Annotated in this window: 19 protein-coding genes; 8 read left to right on the forward strand and 11 right to left on the reverse strand. The window is 64.4% G+C overall.

Translation table 11 applies throughout. From position 1 onward, the window contains the following. Positions 1 to 12: 12 nt before the first annotated feature. Complete coding sequence (gene gtdA / locus ACKWRH_RS03880) at positions 13 to 1,053, reverse strand: gentisate 1,2-dioxygenase (RefSeq protein ID WP_445219391.1); 1,041 nt, start codon at positions 1,051 to 1,053, stop codon at positions 13 to 15. Positions 1,054 to 1,199: 146 nt separating this feature from the next. On the opposite strand from gtdA, the gene maiA reads away from it, so the two are divergent. Both maiA and ACKWRH_RS03890 read left to right on the forward strand, forming a co-directional pair. Continuing rightward, positions 1,200 to 1,832, forward strand: coding sequence for a maleylacetoacetate isomerase (gene maiA / locus ACKWRH_RS03885; RefSeq protein ID WP_445219392.1), 633 nt, complete (start codon positions 1,200 to 1,202; stop codon positions 1,830 to 1,832). Further along, positions 1,822 to 2,331, forward strand: a complete 510-nt coding sequence (locus ACKWRH_RS03890) for a MarR family winged helix-turn-helix transcriptional regulator (RefSeq protein WP_445219393.1) — start codon at positions 1,822 to 1,824, stop codon at positions 2,329 to 2,331. The genes maiA and ACKWRH_RS03890 overlap by 11 nt, the downstream gene beginning before the upstream one ends. A gap of 148 nt (positions 2,332 to 2,479) precedes the next feature. On the opposite strand, the gene ACKWRH_RS03895 is transcribed toward ACKWRH_RS03890, so the two are convergent. The 5 genes from ACKWRH_RS03895 to ACKWRH_RS03915 all read right to left on the reverse strand — a co-directional run bounded on the left by ACKWRH_RS03895 (position 2,480) and on the right by ACKWRH_RS03915 (position 7,811). Then, complete coding sequence (locus tag ACKWRH_RS03895; protein WP_445219394.1) at positions 2,480 to 4,093, reverse strand: benzoate-CoA ligase family protein; 1,614 nt, start codon at positions 4,091 to 4,093, stop codon at positions 2,480 to 2,482. Further along, the gene (locus ACKWRH_RS03900; RefSeq protein WP_445219395.1) at positions 4,090 to 5,229 is read right to left on the reverse strand and encodes an FAD-dependent monooxygenase; all 1,140 of its coding nucleotides are present in this window, start codon (positions 5,227 to 5,229) and stop codon (positions 4,090 to 4,092) included. The genes ACKWRH_RS03895 and ACKWRH_RS03900 overlap by 4 nt, the downstream gene beginning before the upstream one ends. Positions 5,230 to 5,419: 190 nt before the next feature. Next, positions 5,420 to 5,635: a hypothetical protein gene (locus ACKWRH_RS03905; RefSeq protein WP_445219396.1), complete on the reverse strand. Its 216-nt coding sequence runs from the start codon at positions 5,633 to 5,635 to the stop codon at positions 5,420 to 5,422. Between the two features lie 127 nt (positions 5,636 to 5,762). After that, positions 5,763 to 6,572 (reverse strand): cysteine rich repeat-containing protein, encoded by an 810-nt coding sequence (locus ACKWRH_RS03910; protein ID WP_445219397.1) that lies wholly within the window; start codon positions 6,570 to 6,572, stop codon positions 5,763 to 5,765. Between the two features lie 237 nt (positions 6,573 to 6,809). Beyond that, entirely contained in the window at positions 6,810 to 7,811 is a 1,002-nt protein-coding gene (locus ACKWRH_RS03915) for an NADP-dependent oxidoreductase (RefSeq protein WP_445219398.1), read from the reverse strand. 210 nt (positions 7,812 to 8,021) lie between these two features. Between ACKWRH_RS03915 and ACKWRH_RS03920 the strand changes: the two genes are divergently transcribed. Continuing rightward, positions 8,022 to 9,317 carry a dicarboxylate/amino acid:cation symporter gene (locus ACKWRH_RS03920; RefSeq protein ID WP_445219399.1) on the forward strand — a complete coding sequence of 432 codons (1,296 nt, stop codon included), beginning with the start codon at positions 8,022 to 8,024 and terminating at the stop codon, positions 9,315 to 9,317. Between the two features lie 12 nt (positions 9,318 to 9,329). Beyond that, a complete protein-coding gene (locus ACKWRH_RS03925) occupies positions 9,330 to 10,256 on the forward strand; it encodes an amino acid ABC transporter substrate-binding protein (protein ID WP_445219400.1) in 927 nt (308 codons plus the stop codon). 185 nt (positions 10,257 to 10,441) lie between these two features. On the opposite strand, the gene ACKWRH_RS03930 is transcribed toward ACKWRH_RS03925, so the two are convergent. Then, positions 10,442 to 11,368 carry an ATP-grasp domain-containing protein gene (locus tag ACKWRH_RS03930; RefSeq protein WP_445219401.1) on the reverse strand — a complete coding sequence of 309 codons (927 nt, stop codon included), beginning with the start codon at positions 11,366 to 11,368 and terminating at the stop codon, positions 10,442 to 10,444. Positions 11,369 to 11,742: 374 nt separating this feature from the next. Here ACKWRH_RS03930 and ACKWRH_RS03935 point away from each other — a divergent pair, with 374 nt between their 5' ends. From ACKWRH_RS03935 to ACKWRH_RS03950, 4 genes are all read left to right on the forward strand, one after another. Next, positions 11,743 to 12,516: a ferredoxin--NADP reductase gene (locus ACKWRH_RS03935; RefSeq protein ID WP_445219402.1), complete on the forward strand. Its 774-nt coding sequence runs from the start codon at positions 11,743 to 11,745 to the stop codon at positions 12,514 to 12,516. Between the two features lie 387 nt (positions 12,517 to 12,903). Continuing rightward, positions 12,904 to 13,773, forward strand: a complete 870-nt coding sequence (locus ACKWRH_RS03940) for a patatin-like phospholipase family protein (RefSeq protein ID WP_445222618.1) — start codon at positions 12,904 to 12,906, stop codon at positions 13,771 to 13,773. Positions 13,774 to 13,975: 202 nt separating this feature from the next. After that, the gene (locus tag ACKWRH_RS03945) at positions 13,976 to 15,601 is read left to right on the forward strand and encodes an FMN-binding glutamate synthase family protein (protein WP_445222619.1); all 1,626 of its coding nucleotides are present in this window, start codon (positions 13,976 to 13,978) and stop codon (positions 15,599 to 15,601) included. A 101-nt stretch (positions 15,602 to 15,702) separates the two neighbouring features. Beyond that, the gene (locus tag ACKWRH_RS03950; protein ID WP_028159962.1) at positions 15,703 to 15,942 is read left to right on the forward strand and encodes a PilZ domain-containing protein; all 240 of its coding nucleotides are present in this window, start codon (positions 15,703 to 15,705) and stop codon (positions 15,940 to 15,942) included. Between the two features lie 219 nt (positions 15,943 to 16,161). Here ACKWRH_RS03950 and ACKWRH_RS03955 read toward each other — a convergent pair whose 3' ends face one another. From ACKWRH_RS03955 to ACKWRH_RS03970, 4 genes are all read right to left on the reverse strand, one after another. After that, complete coding sequence (locus ACKWRH_RS03955; RefSeq protein WP_248883539.1) at positions 16,162 to 17,457, reverse strand: hemolysin family protein; 1,296 nt, start codon at positions 17,455 to 17,457, stop codon at positions 16,162 to 16,164. 109 nt (positions 17,458 to 17,566) lie between these two features. Continuing rightward, positions 17,567 to 18,880: an ABC transporter ATP-binding protein gene (locus ACKWRH_RS03960; RefSeq protein WP_445219403.1), complete on the reverse strand. Its 1,314-nt coding sequence runs from the start codon at positions 18,878 to 18,880 to the stop codon at positions 17,567 to 17,569. Between the two features lie 13 nt (positions 18,881 to 18,893). Beyond that, positions 18,894 to 20,627, reverse strand: coding sequence for an ABC transporter permease (locus ACKWRH_RS03965; RefSeq protein WP_445219404.1), 1,734 nt, complete (start codon positions 20,625 to 20,627; stop codon positions 18,894 to 18,896). A gap of 28 nt (positions 20,628 to 20,655) precedes the next feature. Then, positions 20,656 to 22,599 carry a carbohydrate porin gene (locus ACKWRH_RS03970; RefSeq protein WP_445222620.1) on the reverse strand — a complete coding sequence of 648 codons (1,944 nt, stop codon included), beginning with the start codon at positions 22,597 to 22,599 and terminating at the stop codon, positions 20,656 to 20,658. Between the last annotated feature and the right edge of the window lie 98 nt (positions 22,600 to 22,697).

The raw sequence follows: 22,697 nt of genomic DNA on the forward strand, positions 1-22,697 counted from the left end.
TAGCAGCGTCGCCTACCCGTTCCCGCGATCCTCACGAAACAGATCCAGCTTCTGCTGCACCGGCCGATCCGAGAAGCTGAACAGCACGGCGTCGTCGTCAGCCTCGTGCGTCACCCACTGCCAGCTCGGCACCACGAACAGATCGCGCGGGCCCCACTCGAAAACGGCATCGCCGATGCGGCTGCGGCCACGGCCCTCGATCGGACAGAACACGGTCGCATCGGTCGCGCGATAGCGCGCGGTCTTGAAACCCTTCGGCAGCAACTGGATGAAGGTGCCGATGGTCGGCATTGCGAAATCGCCGGTCTCGGGGTTGCTGAATTTCAGCTTCAATCCGTGGCAGGCGTCCCACTCCTGGCTCGCGCGGGCTTTCTCCAGCGCCTCGCGGGTGTAGGCATAGGGATAGCTGAAGATCGGCGAGGTCTTCGAGCTCCGCTTCACGTCGACCGGCAGCAGATTGTGGCCGTAGCGCGCAAAGCTGTCGCCGGCCGGTCTTGTGATCTTCTGCTGATCTTCCTTGGAGCCTTCCGCGAAAGAGCAGTCGAAGAACTGCACCAGAGGGATATCGAGGCCGTCGAGCCAGAACATCGGCTCACTGGTCTCGTTGGAATGGTCGTGCCAGGTCATCGACGGCGTGATGATGAAGTCGCCGGGTTCCATCGCGGTACGCTCGCCGTCGACCGCGGTGTGGGCGCCACTGCCTTCGAGCACGAAGCGCAGCGCCGACTGGCTATGCCGGTGGGCGGGCGCGACGTCGCCGGGCACCACCATCTGCACGCCGGCATAGAGCGAGGTCGTGATTTTCGACTGGCCGCGCAGGCCGGGGTTCTCCAGCACCAGCACGCGCCGCTCGGCTTCCTTGGCGGTGATCAGTCGGCCTGCTTCGGTCATGTAGTCGCGGATGACGTCGAATTTCCACAGATGCGGCCGGCAGGCGCTCCTCGGCTCCGGCGTGATCAAATCGCTCATCACCGTCCAAAGCGCGGTGAGGTTTTCGCCGTCGATCTTCTTGTAGAACGCCTCGCGTTCCGGCGTCTTGGTCACGGCTTCCATGGTGCGGCTCCCGTTCGTTTTGTTGATTGACAGTATACTTACGATTTAGGTAGCGTCAACGTGACGAACGACATACAAGGTCGTCGTCATTCCGGGCTCTCGCTTCGCGGGCCCCGGAATGACGGAAAACAAAAGGGAGGGTTCCGATGAAGCTGCACGGCTATTTCCGCTCCAGCGCCGCCTATCGGGTGCGGATCGCGCTGAACCTCAAGGGCCTCGGCGCCCAGCACCTGCCGCATCATCTTCGCAAGGGCGAGCAATGTGCGCCCGCCTATCTCGCCATCAATCCGCAAGGGCTGGTGCCGACGCTGGAGAACGATGGGGGCGCGGTGCTGACCCAATCGGTCGCAGTCATCGAATGGCTCGACGAGACGCACCCCAATCCGCCGCTGCTGCCGAAGGATCCGCTGCGGCGCGCGAAGGTGAGGGCGTTCGCGCTGGCGATCGCCTGCGACACCCACCCGGTGCAGAATTTGAAGGTGCTGGCGCGGCTGCGCGAGCTTGGGCTCGCCGAGGAGAAGGTCCAGGACTGGGCGGCGTGGGTCAACCGCGAGGGGCTGTCGGCCTGCGAGACGCTGATCAGGGACGAGCCGGGACCGTTCTGCTTCGGCGATGTGCCGACGCTCGCCGATCTCTGCCTGGTGCCGCAGCTCGCCAATGCCCGCCGTTTCGGCGTCGATGTGTCGGCCTATCCGCGGCTGCTGAAGGCGGAAACCGCGGCAAAGGCGCTGCCGGCCTTCGCAAACGCCGCCCCGGAGAAGCAGCCCGATGCCGAGTAAGCCCGCCACTCCGATCACGATAGACGCGGTCTATGCCGCGCCGGGCTATCTGTTCCGGCGCATGCAGCAGATCGCAGTCTCGATCTTCATGGAGGAGTGCAAGGCGTTCGATCTTACGCCGGTGCAATATGCGGCGCTGATCGCGATCCACACCCATCCCGGCATCGACGCGACGCGGCTGTCGGCGGTGATCGCCTTCGACCGCTCCACGCTCGGCAGCGTGATCGAGCGGCTGCAGGTCAAGGATTTTATCGAGCGCAAGCCGGCACCCGAAGACAAGCGGATCAAGCTGCTCTATCTGACGAAATCAGGCGCGGCGATCCTGCGCGAGATCATCCCCGCCGTCGAGCGCGCCCAGGCGCGCATGCTGGAGCCGCTGAAACCCGCCGACCGCAAGGCGCTGATGGGGCTTTTGGTGCAGCTCGTCGACCTCAACAACGAGGCCTCGCGCGTGCCGCTGCGCGCGGAGGACGCGCTGGAGCATCTGGGGAAGGCGTGAGGGCGACGCCACAGCGAGCCCAGCACCAAATCTCGTAGGGCAAAGGCGCCCTTGCGCCGTGCCCACCATCTCTCCATTGGATGAGAAGTCGTGGGCACGCTTCGCTTTGCCCACCCTACGATTGCTGAGAACGTGGCGGCGCCGTTGGTCACATCCGCAGCAACGCCTGCCGGTCGATCTTCCCCGTTCCCGTCTTCGGCAGCTCGTCGATGAAGATCACCTCGCGCGGATATTTATACGGCAAGAGCTTGCCCTTGACGTAATCCTGTAGCCGCCGCGTCGCCTCATTCTGATCAGTCGCGCGGTTGTTCATCACCACCACCGCCTTCAGCGTCATGCGTCGGTCCGGCAGCTCGGCGGCGAACACCGCGCATTCGCGGATGTCGGGGTGATCGGCGAGGCACAGCTCGACCTCGAGCGGATAGACCCATTGGCCGGAGATCTTGATGAGGTCGTCGGCACGGCCGCGGAAGAAGTGGAAGCCGTCGGCATCGCGCACGAAACGGTCGCCGGTGTAGATCCAGCCGCCCTCGCGGACGGTCTCGGCGGATTTGTCCGGCCGGTTCCAGTACAGCGGCGTGTTGGAATCGCCGCGCACCCACAGGATGCCTTCCTCGTCGTCGGCGACGTCGCGGCCGTCCTTGTCGCGCAGTGCGACCTCGTAGCCTGGCACGCGCAGGCCTGCGGCGCCGAGCTTCTTCTGCTCGGGGCGGTTGGAGAGATAGATGTGCAGCACCTCGGTCGAGCCGAGGCCTTCGACGATCTCGAGGCCGGTGAGAGTCTTCCAGCCGTTGAAGACGTCCGCAGACAAGACCTCGGCCGCCGAGAGCGACATGCGCAGCGACGAGAAGTTGGTCTTGTCTGCTCCCTCCGCCTTGGTCAGTGAAGTGTACAGCGTCGGCAGGCCGAAGAAGACCGTCGGCTTGTATTGCTCGATCGCGGCAAAGATCGATGCAGGCTTCGGCTGGCCCGGCAGCAGCAGCGTCGCGGCACCCGCGGAGAACGGGAAGGTGACGGAGTTGCCGAAACCGTAGGCGAAGAAGATCTTCGGCACCGAGAAGCAGATGTCGCCGGGTGTCAGCTTCAACACGTTCTGGGCGAAGGCGGCATTGCTGTAGGCCATGTCGTGCTGGAGATGCACGATGCCTTTGGGCCGGCCGGTCGAGCCGGAGGAGTACATCCAGAACGCCATCTCGTCGCGATGCGTGTCCGCTTCCGCGAGCTCGGCCGGGAACTGCGCGAGCCAGCCGGGCGCCGCGATCGCCGCAGGCGCGGCGTGGCCGCGCGCTTCGCCGTTGACGACGATCAGCGTGCGCAGGCCGGTCGCCTTGCAGGCCTCCGCATCGAAGCGCGTCGCGAATTCGGCATCCGCCACCGCGACGGCGGCGCCGGAATCGGCGAGATAGAATTGCAGCAGGTCCGGCGGCGTCAGCGTGTTGATCAGGAGCGGCACGAAACCGGCGCGCACCGCGCCGAAGAATGCGGCGGGATAGGCGGGGGTATCGTCGAGGAACAGCAGCACGCGGTCGCCGCGCTTCAGGCCGAGCGATGCGAACCCGTTGCCCCAGCGGCAAGCTTCCGCGCAAAGCTCGGCATAGCTGCGCGTCCCCGCGGGGCCGATCAGCGCGGGCTTGTGGCCGCGGCCCTTGGCAAGCTGGTCGAATAGCACGCGGCTGGCATTGTAGGTTTGCGGAATGGCAAAGCCGATTTCGCGGGCGCCCGGGCTGGCGGCGGGCACCTGGTCGCGGATCTCGCTGCTCATGCGGCATCTCCGCCGTTCTTCTCGGCCTCGTAGCGCGTCATGAAGGCGGGCGACATCGCGCGCAGCCGGGGGTCGTCGATGCGGCCGGAGCGGGTGATGTAGCTGTAGGCGAAGTCCATCAGGCCGAGCTGCATGTGCTGGGCGAAGTGCTCGTACCAGAAGGCCGAGGTGCGCGCGGCATTGACGAGCTTCTCTACCACCGGTTTTCGCGCGGCCTGGTAACGGTGCAGCGCGGTCGACAGATGCGCATCCGATTCCAGCGCCTTGACCAGCGCAATGGCGTCCTCGATCGCGAGCCGCGTCCCCGAGCCGATGGAGAAATGCGCCGAGTGCAGGGCGTCGCCGAGCAGCACCATGTTCTTGAACGACCAGTGCTCGTTCCAGACCCAGGGAAAGTTGCGCCAGACCGACTTGTTGGAGACCAGGCAGTGGCCGCCCAGCGTGTCGGCAAAGACCTCCTCGCAGACGCCCTTGCACTGCTCTGCATCCTTGTAGGCGAAGCCATAGGCCTGCCATGTCGCGTGGTCGCATTCGACCAGGAAGGTGCTCATGGTCGGGGAGTAGCGATAGTGATGGGCATTGAAGGCGCCGCGGTCGGTCTTCACGAAGGTCTGCGACAGCGTGTCGAAGCGTTTTGAGGTCCCGTACCAGACGAACTTGTTGGAGGAGTAGGACAGCGACGTCCCGAAATCGCCCTCATAGGCGCGCCGCACCAGCGAATTCAGTCCGTCGGCCGCGACGATCAGGTCGTGGCCGTTGAGCTGGTCGATGGCGTGGATCTGCGTGTCGAAGCGCGGCGTGACGCCGGCGTCGAGCGCGCGCTGCTGGAGGAACTGCAAGAGCTCCAGCCTGCCGATCGAGGAGAAGCCGACGCCGTCGATGGCGACGCTGTCGCCGTGCAGGTTGAGCGTGATGTTCTCCCAGCTCTCCATGTGCGGCGCGATCGCATCGACCGTTTCGGGGTCGTCGGCGCGCAGGAATTCCAGGGCCTGATCGGAGAACACGACGCCAAAGCCCCAGGTCGCGTCGGCCGGGTTCTGTTCGAACAGGTCGACTTGATCCTCGGGGTGACGCTTCTTCCAGAGATAGGCGAAATAGAGCCCACCGGGCCCCCCGCCAATCACGGCGATCCGCAACGTCTGCCTCCCTAATTGACAGTATACTTACTATCTAGGGGTAGCCTAATGTGCTCCGGCCGTCCACGCCAGTGGAATTATCGAAGGCGAGGCGCGTCGAAGCCTACTCCCGGACATGCGCGTCTGGCACGTGTCCGAAGCAGTGGCGTTGCGAACCATAGCCAAACGGCGCGGGCTTGGCCATCCGGGGTCAGACGCAGCGCTTCACGTAGACGCCGTTCACCAGCACCCTGGTACAGCGGACCGCGGGAACCGGCTTGCGCACCACGACGGCCGCATTCGGCCCAGCACAGCCGGCGCGGTAGACGCCGCGGGCGCACACCACCGCGTTGGCATCGGTGGTCTCAAAGGTCATGCTCGCGCCGAAGGCGAGGAGCGCGGCAGCAATAAGCAGAAATGAACGCATGTTGTCCTCCCGGTCTTGTCGTGATTGAAATCGGTTACTTGCAAAGGGTTTGTCGCGGCAGGCGCGCGAAAATTCATTCGCGCGCGGCCGGTCGGTGGCGCGCCCTTGGCGCGCAATCGCGCGCCGCTTATCGCGCCGCGAACGGCGCCAGCACTTCCTTGCAGGCGGGCGACAGTGATGCGGCATTGCTGGAGATGCATTGCACGATGCGGCCCCCGCCCGGCGCGACGCCGGCGCAGAGCGTGCGGATGTCGGCACCGCAGGCCGAGCGCACGATGAACAGCTCTTCGCGCGGCCGCAGCGGGCGCAGAGCGATCACGGCCGGCGCCGCCGCTGGTGCTGCCGCCGCTGGAGCTGCGCCTGCGGGGGCTGCCGTTGCAGCGGCGCCGCCGCCACCGGTTGCGGCGCTCACCGCCTTCTCGCAGGCCGGCGAAACCTTGGCCTTGTTCTTCTCGAGGCATTCGAGGGCTGGGGCGCCGCCCGGCGGCACGCTGGCGCACACCTTGGGATAATCGGCGCGGCACGCGCTCTTGACCGCGGCAATCTGCGTGCTGCTCGGCTGCTTTGACGCCGCCGCTTTCGGAGCGGCTGCGGCGGCGGGCTTCGCCCCGGCGGCGGGGGCCGCTTCGGTCTTTGCCGGTTCAGACTTGGCGGGCGCAGCTTCAGTCTTCGGCGCCGAAGCGGGCTCGACCGCGCGAACCACGGTCTGGCATCCCGATGACAGGCTGGACATGTTCTTCTGGAGACATTGATACGCCTCCACGCCGCCGGGCGTGACGCTCGCGCAGTGCGCCATGAAGTCGGAGCGGCATGCGGAACGGATGGCGCTCTTCTGAGCCTCGGTCGGCGCTTGCGCGAATGCGCCTGTTGCAGTTGCGAAGAGCGTTGCCGCCAGCAGCGCGCGACGCGTTGATGCATGTTTCAACGTGTTGAACATTTGGGTAAATTCCCTGCCCTGTCGGTTAACGCCGACGATTTTTAAATGCAATGCAAGCAATCATTGCGGGTGATGCCGCGTGCAGCATCATTGGCTGCCTCGACCTCTACCGCAAGTAGATTATACGGGCGCAATTGCGACGCAACTAGAGCACGATCCGGAAAAGTGTGCCGTGGCTTTCCCTCGCGACAAACGCGGAACGCGTTTGCGCGGAGATCATGCTCAAACAATGCGTCGTCAGAGCTTGACCATGCGCTTGCCGCGGTTCTCTCCCGCGAGCAATCCGATCAGCGCCTTCGGCGTGTTCTCCAATCCGGCGATGATGTCCTCCTGCACCTTCAGTTTACCGGATGCGACCCAGCCCTGGAGGTCGGCGAGCGCGCGCTGGCTCTCCTTCATGTAGTCCATCACGATGAAGCCCTGCATGACGAGTCGCTTCACCACGATCAGGCCGGGCACGCCGCGCGGGCCGTGCGCGGCAGGCGCGCTGTCATATTGCGAGATCGCGCCGCAGCAGGCGATGCGGCCGTAATTGTTCATCTGCGGCAGGCAGGCTTCCAGAATGTCGCCGCCGACATTGTCGAAATAGACGTCGATGCCTTTTGGCGCGGCCGCGCGCAGGGCCTTGAACACCGCGCCGTCCTTGTAGCCGACGGCGGCATCGAAGCCGAGCTCGGAGGTCAGCCAGTTGCACTTGTCCGCGCCGCCGGCGATGCCGATCACGCGACATCCCTTGATCTTGGCGATCTGCCCGACGATCGAGCCGACCGAGCCTGCGGCTGCGGACACCACGACGGTCTCGCCCTCTTTGGGCTTGCCGACCTCCAGCAGGCCGAAATAGGCGGTGAGGCCGGCGATGCCGTACACGCTGAGCAGATGCGTCATCGGCTCCAGCTTCGGCATTTTCGTGAGATGCTTTGCCGGCACCGCGGCAAACTCCTGCCAGCCGGTGTCGCCGAACACGATGTCGCCGGCAGCCAGCCCCGGCGCCTTCGAGCTGACGACCTCGGCGATGCCGCCGCCGGCCATCACGCTGTTGGCCTCGACCGCGGAGCGATAGGTCGCGCCGTGCATCCAGGCGCGGTTGGCCGCGTCGAGCGAGATGTAACGCACCTGCAGCAAGGCCTCGCCGTCCTTCGGCTCCGGCATCGCACCCTCGACCATCTTGAAGTGCTCTGCACCGAGCTTGCCGCTGGGCTTTTCGACCAGAAGAATCTGGCGATTGATGCTGCTGCTCATGGCGTTTCCTCTTCGTTTGCTTGACGATTATTGATGCAGCCGCCGCAGAGAAAACGTGCAAGCCGCATTCGTTGTGCGCTGCATGAAGGCTAGATCGCGCCGACCCGTTTCGCAACGGGAACATCCGGCCATCGCGCGCGCACGCCAAGCGTGTTGCGTCGTCGTCATATCTGCGACATCATGAAGCGCCGGTGTAGGTGGGGGTAAGCGATGTCGAACAAGTTTACACAATACATTCTGGCCGCGATGGTGCTGGGCATCGTCATGGGGGCGGCGATCTTCAACTTCCTGCCCGACACCAGAGCCGAATGGGCTTCCTCCATCAACCTGATCGCCATGATGTTCCTGCGCCTGATCAAGATGATCATCGCGCCGCTGGTGTTCGCGACCCTGGTCGGCGGCATCGCGCATATGGGAAGCGGTTCGCGGCTCGGGCGCATCTTCGCCAAGACCATGGGCTGGTTCGTCAGCGCGTCCTTCGTGTCGCTGCTGCTCGGCCTCGTCATGGTCAATCTGCTCCAGCCCGGCGCGAACTTCCCCGGTACGCTGCCGCAGGCGGGGCAATCGACCGGCTTGCCGGTCTCGGCCTTCTCGATCGAAAAATTCCTGACCCACCTGATCCCGACCTCGATCGCCGACGCCATGGCGCAGAACGAGATCCTCCAGATCGTGATCTTCGCCGTGTTCTTCTCGGTGGCGATGGGCTCGATGCCGGAACGGTCGAAGCCGATCCTGGCAATGATCGATGACGTCGCTCACATCATGCTCAAGGTGACGAGCTATGTGATGCTGTTCGCCCCGCTCGCGGTATGGGCCGCCATCACGGCCACCGTCGCCAAGAACGGCCTCGGCGTGCTGTGGAAGCTCGTCGTCTTCATGGGCGGCTTCTATCTCGCGCTGGCGATCCTGTGGGGCATCCTGATGGTCGTCGGCTTCATCGTGATCGGGCCGCGCTACAGCCATCTCTTGAGACTGATCCGCGAGCCGTTGATGATTGCGTTCTCCACCGCGAGCTCGGAAGCGGCCTATCCGAAGACGCTGGAGGGGCTGACCAAGTTCGGCGCGTCGTCGCGGATCTCGAGCTTCGTGCTGCCGCTCGGCTACTCCTTCAATCTCGACGGCACGATGATGTACTGCACCTTCGCAAGCATCTTTATCGCGCAGACCTACCACATCGAGATGTCGCTCGCGACGCAGCTGGCGATGCTCGCGACGTTGATGATCACCTCCAAGGGCGTTGCCGGCGTGCCGCGTGCGTCTCTCGTGGTAATCGCCTCGACGCTGTCGCAGTTCGGCATCCCCGAGGCAGGTCTGCTGATGATCATGGGCATTGACACGTTCCTCGACATGGGGCGCAGCGCCACCAATGTCATCGGCAATTCGCTCGCGACTGCCGTGGTCGCGAAGTGGGAAGGTGAGCTCGGGCCCGAGCACGAGCTCGGACCCGGCGAAGCGGCGACGCCGGACATGGTTCCGGGCGAACTGCCCGCGATGGCCGGCCATTGACGGGAGTGCGTCATGCGCCTTTCAACGGCGATATCGGGCGGCCTGTTGCTGGCGGCGGTGGCGTGCCTGCTGGCAACCGGCGCCTCCGCCCAGACCGGTGGCAGCGAAGGGCTTAGCCCGACGCTGTCGGCCATCAAGAACAGGCACACCGTGCGGCTCGGCTATCGCGAGAGCTCGCCGCCGTTCTCCTTCCTCGACCAGTCGGGCCGCCCGATCGGCTACAGCCTCGAACTCTGCGAGGCCATCGTCGAGGAGATCGGCGTCGAGGTCGACGATCCCAACCTGAAGATCGACTACGTCAAGGTTACCTCGGACGACCGCATCGACGCCGTGCTCCAGAACAAGATCGACCTGGAATGCGGTTCGACCACCGCCAATGCCGAGCGCGGCAAGCGCGTCGCGTTCTCGCCTTTGATATTCGTCGCCGGCACCAAGCTGATGGTGCCGAAGGCATCAAAGGTCCAGTCGCTGACCGATCTGAAGGGCAAGACCGTGGTGGTGACGAAGGGCACCACCAACGAGCAGGCGATCCAGGCGGCCGACAAGAAGTCCTCGCTCGGGCTGAACATCGTCACCTCGCCGGATCACGAGCAGTCGTACCAGATGCTCGTCGACGGCAAGGCCGATGCATTCGCGACCGACGACATCCTGCTCTCCGGCCTGATCGCGCGCCACAAGGCGCAGGACAAGTTCCGCGTCACCGGCGATTACCTGTCCTATGACCCCTACGGCATCATGTTCAGGAAGGGTGAGCCTCCGCTGACGGCGGTGGTCGACCGTACCTTCCGCAAGCTCGGCTCCAATCAGGACCTCATCCCACTCTACAACAAATGGTTCATCGCACGGCTTCCGACCGGCGAGCGTCTGAACGTGCCGATCTCCCTGCAGCTGGAGGAAGCGTTCAAGTCGATGGACGATTCCGCGAGCGCGAATAACTAGTGGCGATCTCCCTTACCCTCCCCTGGAGGGGGAGGGTCGATCGCGCGAAGCGCGAGCGGGGTGGGGTGATCTCTCCAGCGGCACCGCGTATGTTGAGAGACTGTCACCCCACCCCGTCTCGCATCGCTGACGCGCTGCGAGCCGACCCTCCCGCTCCAAGGGAGGGTGCAGCGAACCAGCAGGCACTAGTTTCCAGCAAACACCCGATCCAGCGCCGCGTCGTACGTCGCCTGCACCAGCTCCGGATGCAGCTTCGCCAGCGCTTCCATCATCACGCCGGAATTGATTTCCAGCACCCGCCACACGCCATCGACACGGACCACGTCGATCGATGCGAAGGTGATGCCGATGGCGTCGGCGGCTTCTCCGGCGAGTTTTGCGCAGGCCGCTCGGACCTCGCCGTCCTCCATGAGCACCGGCCGCGCACCCGCGTCGAGATTGTGCCGCCAGTTCAGGATACGCTGCTCGCCCTTCGGGACAATGGCGTTCACCTCGCGCGTACCGAGCTCGGAGAGCGCCCCGTCATGTCCCGCCGCGGTCGCCAGCTCACGCAAGGTGTGCACGCCGTCGCCAACGACCTGTGGGCGCTCCTTGCGGTAGACGAGCATCGCCTGACCAGCGAGCAGGATGACGCGGACCTCGTCCTCGATCTCGACATAGGGCGCGATGACGAGCCCGAGGCTCGATGCAAATACCTCGGTCACGGCACGATCAAGCGCGTCGCGGCCCGTCACCTTGAACACCGCGCGTCCGGACGTGCCCTCGTTCGGTTTCACCACGATGCCTTGCGGATTCTGCCCGAGCAGCGCCAGCATCGCTTGCTGCCAATCGGGGCCTGCAACGTGCGCGCCCATGCTCGGGTTGAGGAAGAGGTGATGCGGAACGCATGGCACGCCCTCAAGCGCCAGCACCTCGGCAGTGGCCGATTTGTCGTTGGCGAGGCGGTGCGCGATGGCGCTGTTGAGGCCGATGTCGTAGCCGAATGCGAAATGGCGCTTCGCGCGGCTGCGCATCGCGAGCAGCCAGCCGCCGGCGCGGACATCGAGCGCGATGCCATGGGTCGCGCAATAGCGCCTGATCGCCTGGACGAAGATCCGCTCGCCGCTTGCCATGTGTTCAGTCGTTCCTGTCGCAAAAAGCCGCAAAAATGCGGGAAACGGCGCCAAGCCGGGGTGAAAGTCAGAGCTATTCTTAATGAAATTCTCGCGAGCGCGACGGAAATTAAGTGCTGCAATCAGGCCCTGAAGGGAAAAGAAATTGCCCGCCGCGCATGCCCGACAGCAGATTCATTAATGATGTGGCCGTTTCCGCCGCAAATGCCGGTCTGAGCGGCATCAATTGCATCCGGAACGAGGTTGATTATTGGCCTCAATGGCGTAGATCACACACGCGAAATCCTCCGCCATGGCAATGGTGTCCGCCCCGCTTTCGGGGGCCGGGCAATGCTTTTGCCCTAAAACCGCAATTATTCGGAATATCGAAAATCATGAGCGCGTTTTACCGAGAGAAGGTTCTTTCCGTCCAGCACTGGACCGACACGCTGTTCAGCTTCCGCGCCACGCGCGACACCGGCTTCCGCTTCCAGAATGGCCAGTTCGCCATGATCGGCCTCGAGGTCGACGGCCGTCCGCTGCTGCGCGCCTACAGCATGGCGAGCGCCAACCACGAGGAAGAGCTCGAGTTCTTCTCGATCAAGGTTCAGGACGGTCCGCTGACCTCGCGCCTCCAGAAGATCAAGGAAGGCGACATCATCCTGGTCGGCCGCAAGGCGACCGGCACGCTGATCACCGACAACCTCATTCCCGGCAAGCGGCTGATGCTGCTCTCGACCGGCACCGGTCTCGCGCCCTTCGCCAGCCTGATCAAGGACCCCGAGGTCTACGACCAGTTCGACAGCATCGTGCTGGTGCATGGCTGCCGCCAGGTCTCCGAGCTTGCCTATGGCGAGAAGCTGGTTGCTTCCTTGCGCGAGGACGAGCTGTTCGGGGAGCTGCTGGCGGACAAGCTGATCTACTATCCGACCGTGACCCGCGAGCCGTTCAAGAACCGCGGCCGCATCACCGACCTCATCAACTCCGAGCAGATCTTCAACGATATCGGACAGGGCCCGCTCGACATCGAAACCGACCGCATCATGATGTGCGGCAGCCCGGCGATGCTGGAAGAGCTGAAGGTGATGTTCGAAGGCCGCGATTTCATCGAGGGCTCCGGCAACAAGCCCGGCCATTTCGTGATCGAGAAGGCGTTCGTCGAGCGGTAAGCGCCGTTCGGCTTTTGATTGACGCTCCGTAGCCACAACATCGCTGTCGTCCCGGGGCGCGCGACTTGTCCGCCGTAGCTCGACGAGCGAAGGCGGAAGCGCGAGCCCGGGACCCATAACCACAGGAAGTGGTTTGGCGAAGACTCGTGGTTATCAGCTCGCGCAATAATTCCTCCCTGTGGCTATGGATCCCCGCCTTCGCGGGGATGACGGCGGTGAGTGTGGCTGCCATCCCGCCTCACACTCGCTAACACCACCCTCTTCCCTCACCATCCTCCCTCGACTTTGTTATTGGCGCGTCTCGCGCGCCCCTTGTTATAAGCTCGCGCCAAAATCTCGCCGCGATGTTGCAATGCGAGAGCTGGGGGAGCTGCGCAAATCTTGTCCGTGATCGACCATGGTCCGCCGAAACCGACCGCCTTCGTGCTGGCGGGCGGCGGCAGTTTTGGAGCGATCCAGGTCGGCATGATGCATTCACTGGCGCGGCACGGGGTCGTCGCCGATCTCGTCGTCGGCTCCAGCGTCGGCGCGATCAACGGCGCCTATTATGCCGGCGACCCCTCGCTCAAGGGCGTGCTCGGGCTTGAAGCCGTCTGGCGCGGCCTGAAGCGTCATGATGTCTTCCCGGTCACCTGGAAGAGCCTCGCCGGATTCATGTGGCGGCGCGATTTCCTGATTCCCCATGACGGCATCCGCAAGCTGGTCGAGGACCACATCCCCTATCGCAACCTCGAGGATGCCGCGCTTCCGGTGCACATCGTCACCACCGATTTCGTCTCTGGAGAGAGCGTGGTGTTGTCGGAGGGGGCGACGGTGGACGCGATCCTGGCGTCCACTGCGATCCCCGGCGCGTTCTCGCCGGTCTACTACCGCAATCGGTTCCTCGCCGACGGTGCGATCTCCTCGAACACCCCGGTCCGGGTCGCGATCAGGAAAGGCGCAAAACGGCTGGTCGTGCTGCCGACCGGGCACGCCTGCGCGGTGAAGGACCCGCCGGTGGGCGCGGTTGCCAATGCCCTGCATGCGCTGACACTGCTGATCGCCCGGCAATTGGTGGCGGAGCTCGAGGGGTTGGCGTCCGACATCGAATATGTCGTGGTGCCGCCGCTCTGTCCGCTGGTGGGATCGCCCTACGATTTTTCGCGGACCGACGACCATATCGAGCGCGCGGTCGCGAGCACCGATGCCTGGCTGGCGCGAGGCGGCCTCGAGCAGCACGGCGTCATTCCGCACGAGGCGCAGCCTCATGGTCACTGATTTGTCATTTCATTTGAATCTATTGCACTGCGAAGCCCGCCGCGGGATGGATTGATTTGCGGCATCCGGATTCGGTAGCCTCAAGGCGGGGGCCGCGTCATATCCATGGACGTGGCGCGGGCGTATCATGCCCTGTCAGACTGACGAGAGGGATGTGGTCGTGGCCAACGATAACAAGACGCAAGCTTCGCCCGAAGGGCTGATGGAAACCCTGCTGCTCCCGTTCTCGCCGCGCTTCATCGTGCTGACCATCTGCGCGGTCGTCACCGCGCTGCTGATCGGCATCGGCCTCGCCGATGGCAAGATCTTCGACATCCTGCTGATCCCGATCGCGATCTTCGGCGCTCTCACGCTGCTCGGCGTCCGCGATCTCATGCAGAAGAGTCACGCGGTGCTGCGCAACTATCCGATCTCGGCGCATATCCGTTTTCTGCTCGAAGAGATACGCCCCGAGATGCGGCAGTATTTCTTCGAGAGCGAGAAGGACGGCATGCCGTTCTCGCGCGATACCCGCTCGCTGGTCTATCAGCGCGCCAAGATGGAGCTCGACAAGCGCCCGTTCGGCACCCAGGAGGACGTCTACCGCGAGGGCTACGAGTGGATGCATCACTCGGTCTCGCCGAAGACGCACGCCGAGGAGAAGTTTCGCGTCACCATCGGCGGGCCCGATTGCGCAAAGCCATATTCGGCATCGGTGTTCAACATCTCCGCGATGAGCTTCGGCGCGCTCAGCCCGAACGCCGTGCGCGCGCTCAATGCCGGCGCCAGGAAGGGCGGCTTCGCGCATGACACTGGCGAGGGCGGCTTCAGCCCTTACCATCGCGAGATGGGCGGCGACATCATCTGGGAGATCGGCTCCGGCTATTTCGGTTGCCGTCATCTCGACGGCACGTTCGATCCGGAGGCGTTCGCGCGCGTCGCGAGCCAGGACCAGATCAAGATGGTCGAGCTCAAGATCAGCCAGGGCGCCAAGCCCGGCCATGGCGGCGTGCTGCCCGCGGCAAAAGTCTCGGAGGAGATTTCCAAGATCCGCGGCGTCACGATGGGCGAGGACTGCATCTCGCCGGCCTCGCACCGCGCGTTCTCCACGCCCGTTGGCATGATGCAGTTCATCGCCGAGATGCGGCGCTTGTCCGGCGGCAAGCCGGCCGGCTTCAAGCTGTGCATCGGTCACCCCTGGGAATTCCTGGCGATCTGCAAGGCCATGCTGGAAACCGGCATCTATCCGGATTTCATCGTTGTCGACGGTAATGAAGGCGGCACCGGCGCCGCGCCGCTGGAGTTCATGGACCATCTGGGCATGCCGATGCGCGAGGGCGTCAATCTCGTCCACAACGCGCTGGTCGGCATCAATGCGCGCGACCGCATCAGGATCGGCGCGTCCGGCAAGATCGCGACCGCCTTCGACATGGCGCGGGCGATGGCGATCGGCGCCGACTATTGCAACTCGGCGCGCGGCTTCATGTTCTCGCTCGGCTGCATCCAGTCGCTGAGCTGCCACACCGACCGCTGCCCGACCGGTGTTGCGACCCAGGACCCGACGCGGGCGCGCGCGCTCTACGTGCCGCTCAAGATCGACCGCGTGCATAATTATCACCACGCCACGCTGCACTCGCTGACCGAGCTGATCGCAGCGGCCGGTCTCGAACATCCGCAGCAGCTGCGTCCGATCCATTTCAGCCAGCGGACATCGACCACCCAGGTGCGATCCTTTGCGCAGCTCTATCCGTCGCTGCGTCCGGGCGAACTGCTCGAAGGCACCGAAGATCCGCGCTTCCGTGATGCCTGGCAGATGGCGCGGGCGGAGTCGTTCCAGCCGGCGCCGTAGGAGTCACCGCATGATCCGCCTCATCCTGCGGCGGTGTAAATTCATCGGGGATTGTGGTTGTGTTTTAACGTCTGTGTCAGCTTGGGGTGTAGATTGGCCCCATGGACGAGCGACGCGACAAAGCCAGGCACCGTGTGCTGAAAGCCGGAACCATCGAGTTCGGCGGCGGCGCGATCGACTGCACCGTCCGTAATTTCTCCGATACGGGTGCCGCGCTCGATGTCACCAGTCCCGTCGGTATCCCCGAGCGCTTCACCCTGGTCATCCAGGCCGACGGAACGCATCTCGCCTGCACGGTCGTCTGGCGCAAGGAGAAGCGGATCGGGGTGCGGTTCGGGTGATGGGTGCGCGTTTGGCGCGAGCTCGCACCACAAACTCCGCTGTCTTCCCGGGGCGCGACAAAGTCGCGAGCCCGGGACCCATAACCCCAAGGAGAAGTTGCCGGGCAAGCTGGCAACGACGAATCTTCGTCAAACCACTCCCTGTGGTTATGGGGCCCGGATCGGCGCGCGCTCAGGGCGCGCTTGTCCGGGACGACGGGTGGAGGGTTGGGTGCGCAATCACCCCGTCTCGACCTCACTCAACCGGCCCGCCAGAATCTTGTCGATCCTCCTACCGTCGAGATCGACCACCTCGATATGCCAGCCGGCGAAGTCGAAGGCATCGCCGACATTGGGCAGCACGCTGAACTGTTGCAGCACCAGGCCCGCCACCGTGTTGTAGCGGTGCGGCGGCAGCTCGACGCCGAGCAACTCGCCGAACTCGTCGACCGGCATCCAGCCGGAGACCAGCAGCGAGCCGTCGTCGCGCCTGACATAGGCCGGCTCCGGCGGTCCCTCCTCGGAGTGGAAGGCGCCGACGATCGATTCCAGAATGTCAGCCGTCGTCACGATACCCTCGAAGGCGCCGTATTCGTCGTAGACCAGGCCGACATGAACCGGAGCGGCTTTCAGGATCGCCAGCACGTCGCGGGCGTCGGCTGATGCCGGAATGCCGGGCGCCTCGCGCACCAGCGCTCGCAGATCCGGCGTGCGCTCGTTCATGTAGGCGACCAGCAGGTCCTTGGCCTGGAGCACGCCGATCGGCTTGTCGCGATCGCCGTCCGAGACGGGAAAGCGCGAATGCGGGCTCTTCGCGATGATCGCTTGAATGGCCTCCGGCGCATCGTTCAAATCGATCTCGTTGACCTCCGTGCGCGGCGTCATGATCGCGCCGACCGGCCGGTCGCCGAGCCGCATGACGCCCGCGATCATCTCCTTTTCGCCCGACTCCAGCACGCCCGCGTTCTCGGCTTCGCTGACGAGGTGATGGATCTCGTCCTCCGAGACCTTCTCCTCGGCCTTGCCGCCGCGGCCGAGCAGCGTGAGGATCAGCTTGCCGGAGAGATCGAGCAGGAAGACGAGCGGCAGCGAGATCCGCGCCAGAACATGCATCGCGGGCGCGACCTTGACCGCGATGCTCTCGGGGTCGCGCAGCGCCACCTGTTTCGGCACCAGCTCGCCGACGATCAGGGTAGCGTAGGTGATGAGCGTGACGACGATGCCGACGCCGACGATGTCGGCAATCCCTGAGGACAGGCCGAGCTCGACCAGCCATTGCGTCAACCGCTGTCCGAGCGTCGCGCCCGAGAACGCGCCCGAGAGCACGCCGACCAGCGTGATGCCGATCTGCACCGTCGAGAGGAACTTTCCGGGATCGGCCGCCAGCGTCAGCGCCCGCTCGGCGCCGCGCACCCCCTTGGCCGCGAGCAGCGACAGCCGGGCCGGGCGGGACGAGACCACGGCCAGCTCGGACATGGACAACAGGCCGTTAATGACGATCAGGACGACGACGATGATGAGTTCGACGGACAACATTGCGCGCAAGGAAAAGGGATACCTGACCCGGCGAACGCCGGACCAAGCCCATTATATATGAACTCGACGCACAATTTGTCCGGTTCCAGCCAAATTGCCGCAGGCGGTATCAAGCGCTCTCGCCCGGGTTTTCGAGGCTGAACGTCTCCGACTGCTCATCATACGCGAACAGCTCGCCATAACGGCCCCAGGACACGACGGTCCTGAGCGTCTCGTCCGCATAGTCCTCGGACATGTAGTCTTCGAGCTCGTTGCGGAACCGTGCCGCGGGGGCGGTATGGGAGGGACGTTCGTCGAGCACGCGGCGAATCAATCCCATCACCGGCACGTAAGTGACGAGATGCTCGGCGAACAGCTTCTTGCGCGCGTCGGTTTCGAGATGGGCAAAACGCTTGCCCGTGTCGGTGAGCATCAGGTCGCCTTCGCTCAGCTGGGCGAAGCGCAGCAGTTGCAGGGACTCACCGAGGTGGAGGATCTCGTCGGCCTCGAGCCGGAGCTGGCTTGCGAGCACGGGCAGGTCGGCGTGTCCGTGATAGGGCGGCCCCGCCAGCGTCTCGATCAGGCCCGACAGCACGTTGGACGATACGTGGTGCAGGGTCATGCCGACCCCGGAGCCCAGGATGCCTTCGACGGGAGGCGCCTTCGGTTCGGCGCGTTGGGTCATGCGCGCGTAAATGTTGTCGACGAGCTGCCGGAAATGGGGGTCGAGCCGGTTGCGCGGATGCGGCATGTCGACCTTGATCTCGGCGGCGACACGCCCTGGATTGGATGAGAACACCAGGATGCGATCGCACATCAGGACCGCCTCCTCGATATTGTGCGTCACCATCAGGATCGATTTGATCGGCAACCGGCCCTCGATCCAGAGGTCGATCAGATCCGTGCGTAGCGTCTCGGCCGTGAGGACGTCGAGTGCCGAGAACGGCTCGTCCATCAGCAGGAGGTCCGGATGCACCACCAGCGCGCGGGCGAAGCCGACGCGCTGGCGCATGCCACCCGACAGTTCCTTCGGGAAGGCGGACTCAAACCCGTCAAGGCCGATCAGGTCGATCGCAGCAAGGGCGCGCTTGTGGCGCTCGGTGGCATCGACGCCCAGCGCTTCGAGTCCGAGTTCGACGTTCTGGAGCACGGTCAGCCAGGGAAACAACGCGAATGATTGGAACACCATGGCGACGCCGTTCGGCGGCCCGACGATGGTCTCGCCGCGACAGGTCGCCTGTCCCGCAGACGGGCTGACCAGGCCGGCGATGATCCGCAGCAAGGTGGACTTGCCGGAGCCGGAGCGGCCGAGCAGGCCGACGATCTCGCCCGAGCGGATCGTCAGGTCGACCTTGTCCAGCACCAGGAGCTGTTCGCCGCTGCCTTTCGGGAAGGATCGGCAGACACCGCGGATGTCGATGAGCGCAGAGGGTTGATCGAGCATGATGGTCTCCTCGTCAGCCGAGCCGCAGGCGACGCTCGCCGAAGGCATACAGCGGCCGCCAGACCAGACGATTGAACAACGTCACCAGGATGCACATCGTGGCAATTCCAAGCACGACGCGCGGGAAGTCGCCGGCTTCCGTGGCGGAAGCAATATAGGCGCCGAGCCCGGTGGCCTTCAGATGCGTGTCGCCCCAGCTTGCGACCTCCGCGACGATCGACGCATTCCAGGAGCCGCCGGACGCGGTGATCGCGCCGGTGACGTAATAGGGGAAGATGCCGGGCAGGATCGCCTTGAACCACCACCGCCAGCCGCCGAGGTGGAAGCTGCTCGCGGCCTCGCGCAGGTCGCTCGGGAAGGCGCTGGCGCCCGCGATGACATTGAACAGGATGTACCATTGTGTGCCCAGGATCATCAGCGGGCTCAGCCAGATGTCGGCGGCAAGCTTGAAGTGCACGATGGCGAGGACGAAGACGGGAAAGGCGAGGTTCGCCGGGAAGGCCGCCAGAAACTGCGCCAGCGGCTGAATCCGTTCCGCCAGTTTCGGGCGAAGGCCGATCCAGACCCCGACCGGCACCCAAACCAGCGTGGCGAGGCTGATCAGGACGGCGACGCGCAACAATGTGATGAGCCCGTCCCTGATGACGACGAGAACGTCGGACATTCCGAGACTGGCTGAGAGATAGCGATAGGTCAGCCAGGCGGCATAGGCTGTGCCGGCGAGGATCAATGCGATCCAGACCGTATCGACGAGGCGTGAAGTCTGGACCTTGCCTGCTGCCGCGGGCGGCAGCTTCGGCAGCGGAATGCGCAAGTTCGAGATCGCGCGGCTCAGCGCCGCGAAAGGAAGGGTCAGCGCACGCAGCGCCCGAGTCCGGCGGAACAGGTCGAGCATCCAGGAGGCCGGCGCCTCGCCTGAGGCGGTCTGCTCGAAGCGGAATTTATCGGCCCAGGCGACGATGGGGCGGAACAGCAGCTGATCATAGGCGATGATCACGAGCAGCATCGCCAGCATGGCGTAGAGGATCGCCGGCAAATCCTGCTGCTGAATCGCCAGCGCGACATAGGAGCCGATTCCCGGCAAGGTCACCGTGGTCGTGCCGACGGTGATCGCTTCCGAGGCGACCACGAAGAACCAGCCACCCGACATCGACATCATCGCGTTCCAGATCAGTCCCGGCATCGCGAACGGCACGTCGAGGCGCCAGAAGCGCTGCCAGCCGGACAAATGGAAGCTTTGCGTGGCCTCCTCGAGGTCCTTCGGCACGTTGCGCATCGACTGGTACATGCTGAAGGTCATGTTCCAGGCCTGGCTGGTGAAGATCGCAAACACAGAGGCGAGCTCGGCGCCCAGCACCTGGCCCGGAAACAAATTCATGAAGAAGACGACAGTGAAGGTGAGGAAGCCGAGGATCGGCACCGACTGGAGGATGTCCAGCAGCGGGATCATCACCATCTCCGCGCGCCGGCTCTTGGCGGCAATCGCCGCATAGACGAAGGTGAAGACCGTCGAGCATGCCATCGCCAGCAGCATCCGCAACGTGGTGCGCAAGGCGTAGAGCGGCAAGTTTGAAGGATCGAGCGAGACGGGCGTGCGGTCCAGCTCGGACAGGGGCGCGACGGTCTGCTTGCCGCCATAGACGATCAGTACCATGGCGCCGATCACGAGGATCAGCGCCGCGACATCCCAGACATTGGGGAGGAGCGCGCGGCCGATCGCGGCCGTGCGGATATCTCTCGGCTTCATCGGCCCGCCCTTGGGCTGGAATTTTGGGCTAGAACTCTGCGTGCAGGCGGCCCGAGAAGATCGAGACCGGCCCGCGGTCGGCGTTATAGGCCGGGTTTGTGATCAATTGATAGTCCGCGGTCAGCGTGACGTTCTTGATCACCGAGTAGGCGTAGTAAGCCTCGAGGATTCGCTCATTGTTGTAGTTCAGCCGACCATCGCCGATTAGGAGGCCGATGCCGCCGGCTGCGAGGAAATCGCGATGCCCGGCCGACAGGCCGTTGATGGCGCCGCCGATGCCGACTGTATCGTCCGGCCGTCCCCAGCGGCTACCCTTGATCGAGAGGCCGCCAGCGAGACTGCGGTCAATGTCGGTGAATGACAGAATCTGGTTCTGGCCGTCGTTCCAACTCGCGCGGGCGAATAGTCCGACGTCGTTGACGATCTGCTGCTCAAGATTGACGTAGAAGCCGTACTTGGGGCGGATGCGCTGGGTTGCGGTGGCGATGTCGTTGATGTCGAGCGCAGGGTTCGCGGCCGCCAGAGCCAGCACTTCGCGATAGTTCGCGGTGTTGCCGCCGTTGGCGAAGACGCCGACGCGCAGCTTGCCGGGCTGCTCGAAGATCGAATGGCGCTCTTCGAATTCGACGACCGCGCCGCCCATCTTGTAGACCAGTGTATCGCTGTTGGGCGCATCGGGGACCTGGAACAATCCGCCGCGCACGGCCCAATCCTTGCGATTGAGCTCGACCACGGCGCCGCGCGTATAACCGGGCAGATCGGCGGGGAAATCATAGGCCCCCGACGACCACATCGCCCAGTTCATGAAGTCGGCGCGCGGGTCCTTGGCGTAGGAATTGCCGTCGAAGAAATCGCCGACGGCGAAGCGGCCGACGATCAGCGTGACGCGGTCGATATCGCGTTTGCCGGCAAGCTGGTTCGGGGCGTCAGGAACCTCTTCCTGCTCGCCGCCGAGCCCAAAAGTCTGCTTGAAGTAGTAGCGCTGCGCGCGGATTTTCGGGAATGGCGCGCCGGCCTTCTGCGCCTCGCCATTGGAGAAGCCCGCAAGTCCGAGCGTTCCGTTGAGGCCAAAACCCTGCGCCAACTCGGGATTGAAGTAGAATTCGCCGCCATCCCACAGCCGCGCGCCGAGGAACGCCGTCGTCGTCCATGTCGCCTGAAACTGGCCGCTGCCGGGCAGGCTCTGCGGACTGGCATAAGGCGAATGGATCGGCCCGTAGCCCTGCGGCAGTACGGTGGTCTGCGCGTGGACATTCCAGTCGCCGGAGTCCGGCAGCTTGGTCTTGCCGTTGATCGGCGCCATCCAGGGCGTGTCGCCAAACTGGTAGTTGAGGCCGAGCTTGAACAGGTGAACGCGCGGCTCGACATCGACGTTGCCGAGGCCAAAGCCGCTGAGGTCATAGGTCCGGCGCGACAACGCGACGTAATCGTATTCGGCCTTTGCGGTCCAATTGCCGCTGACGGCGTATTCAAGGCCGAGTCCAGCCGTCCATCCGGTCTGGTACTTTCCGACCGGAAACAGCTCCGAGACTCCGTCGGCATCGTTGACGTTGATATGCGTGTGGCCCCAGGCGAAGCCGCCGGTGACGAAGGGCATGAAGCGGTCGAAGGCATAACCGATGCGGCCGCGCACGGTGCCGACATAGTCGGCCGTGGTGTTGAACGGCGCCGGCGACCGTTCATGCGCGACGATATCGCGCGCGCCGGTGAACGTGGAGTCCGCCTCGATGCCGAGCACGACACGGTTTGCGAGCTGGCGATTGTAGCCGAGCTGATAGCCGCCGTTGAGCCCGGTTGCGCTGGGCGGCAGGATCACGCCTTGCAGCGGCAGTGAATTGGTGCCGGGTCCGAAGCTTGAATCGCCGTAGCCGAAATGGCCGCCGACATAGAATCCGGTCCAGTCATAAACCGTCTTCGCGGCACGTGCCTTCAGCGGCAGGTCGGCAGCGAAGCCTGCGGCGGGAAACGCCATCACGCCCGAGGCGATTGCCGCGGCCGTCCGCAAATACCTGTAACGGTGACCTCTCAACGTCAAAACGCACGCCCCCAAAACGCGAATGTCATCCACCC

This window comes from Bradyrhizobium sp. Pa8 (assembly GCF_052588265.1).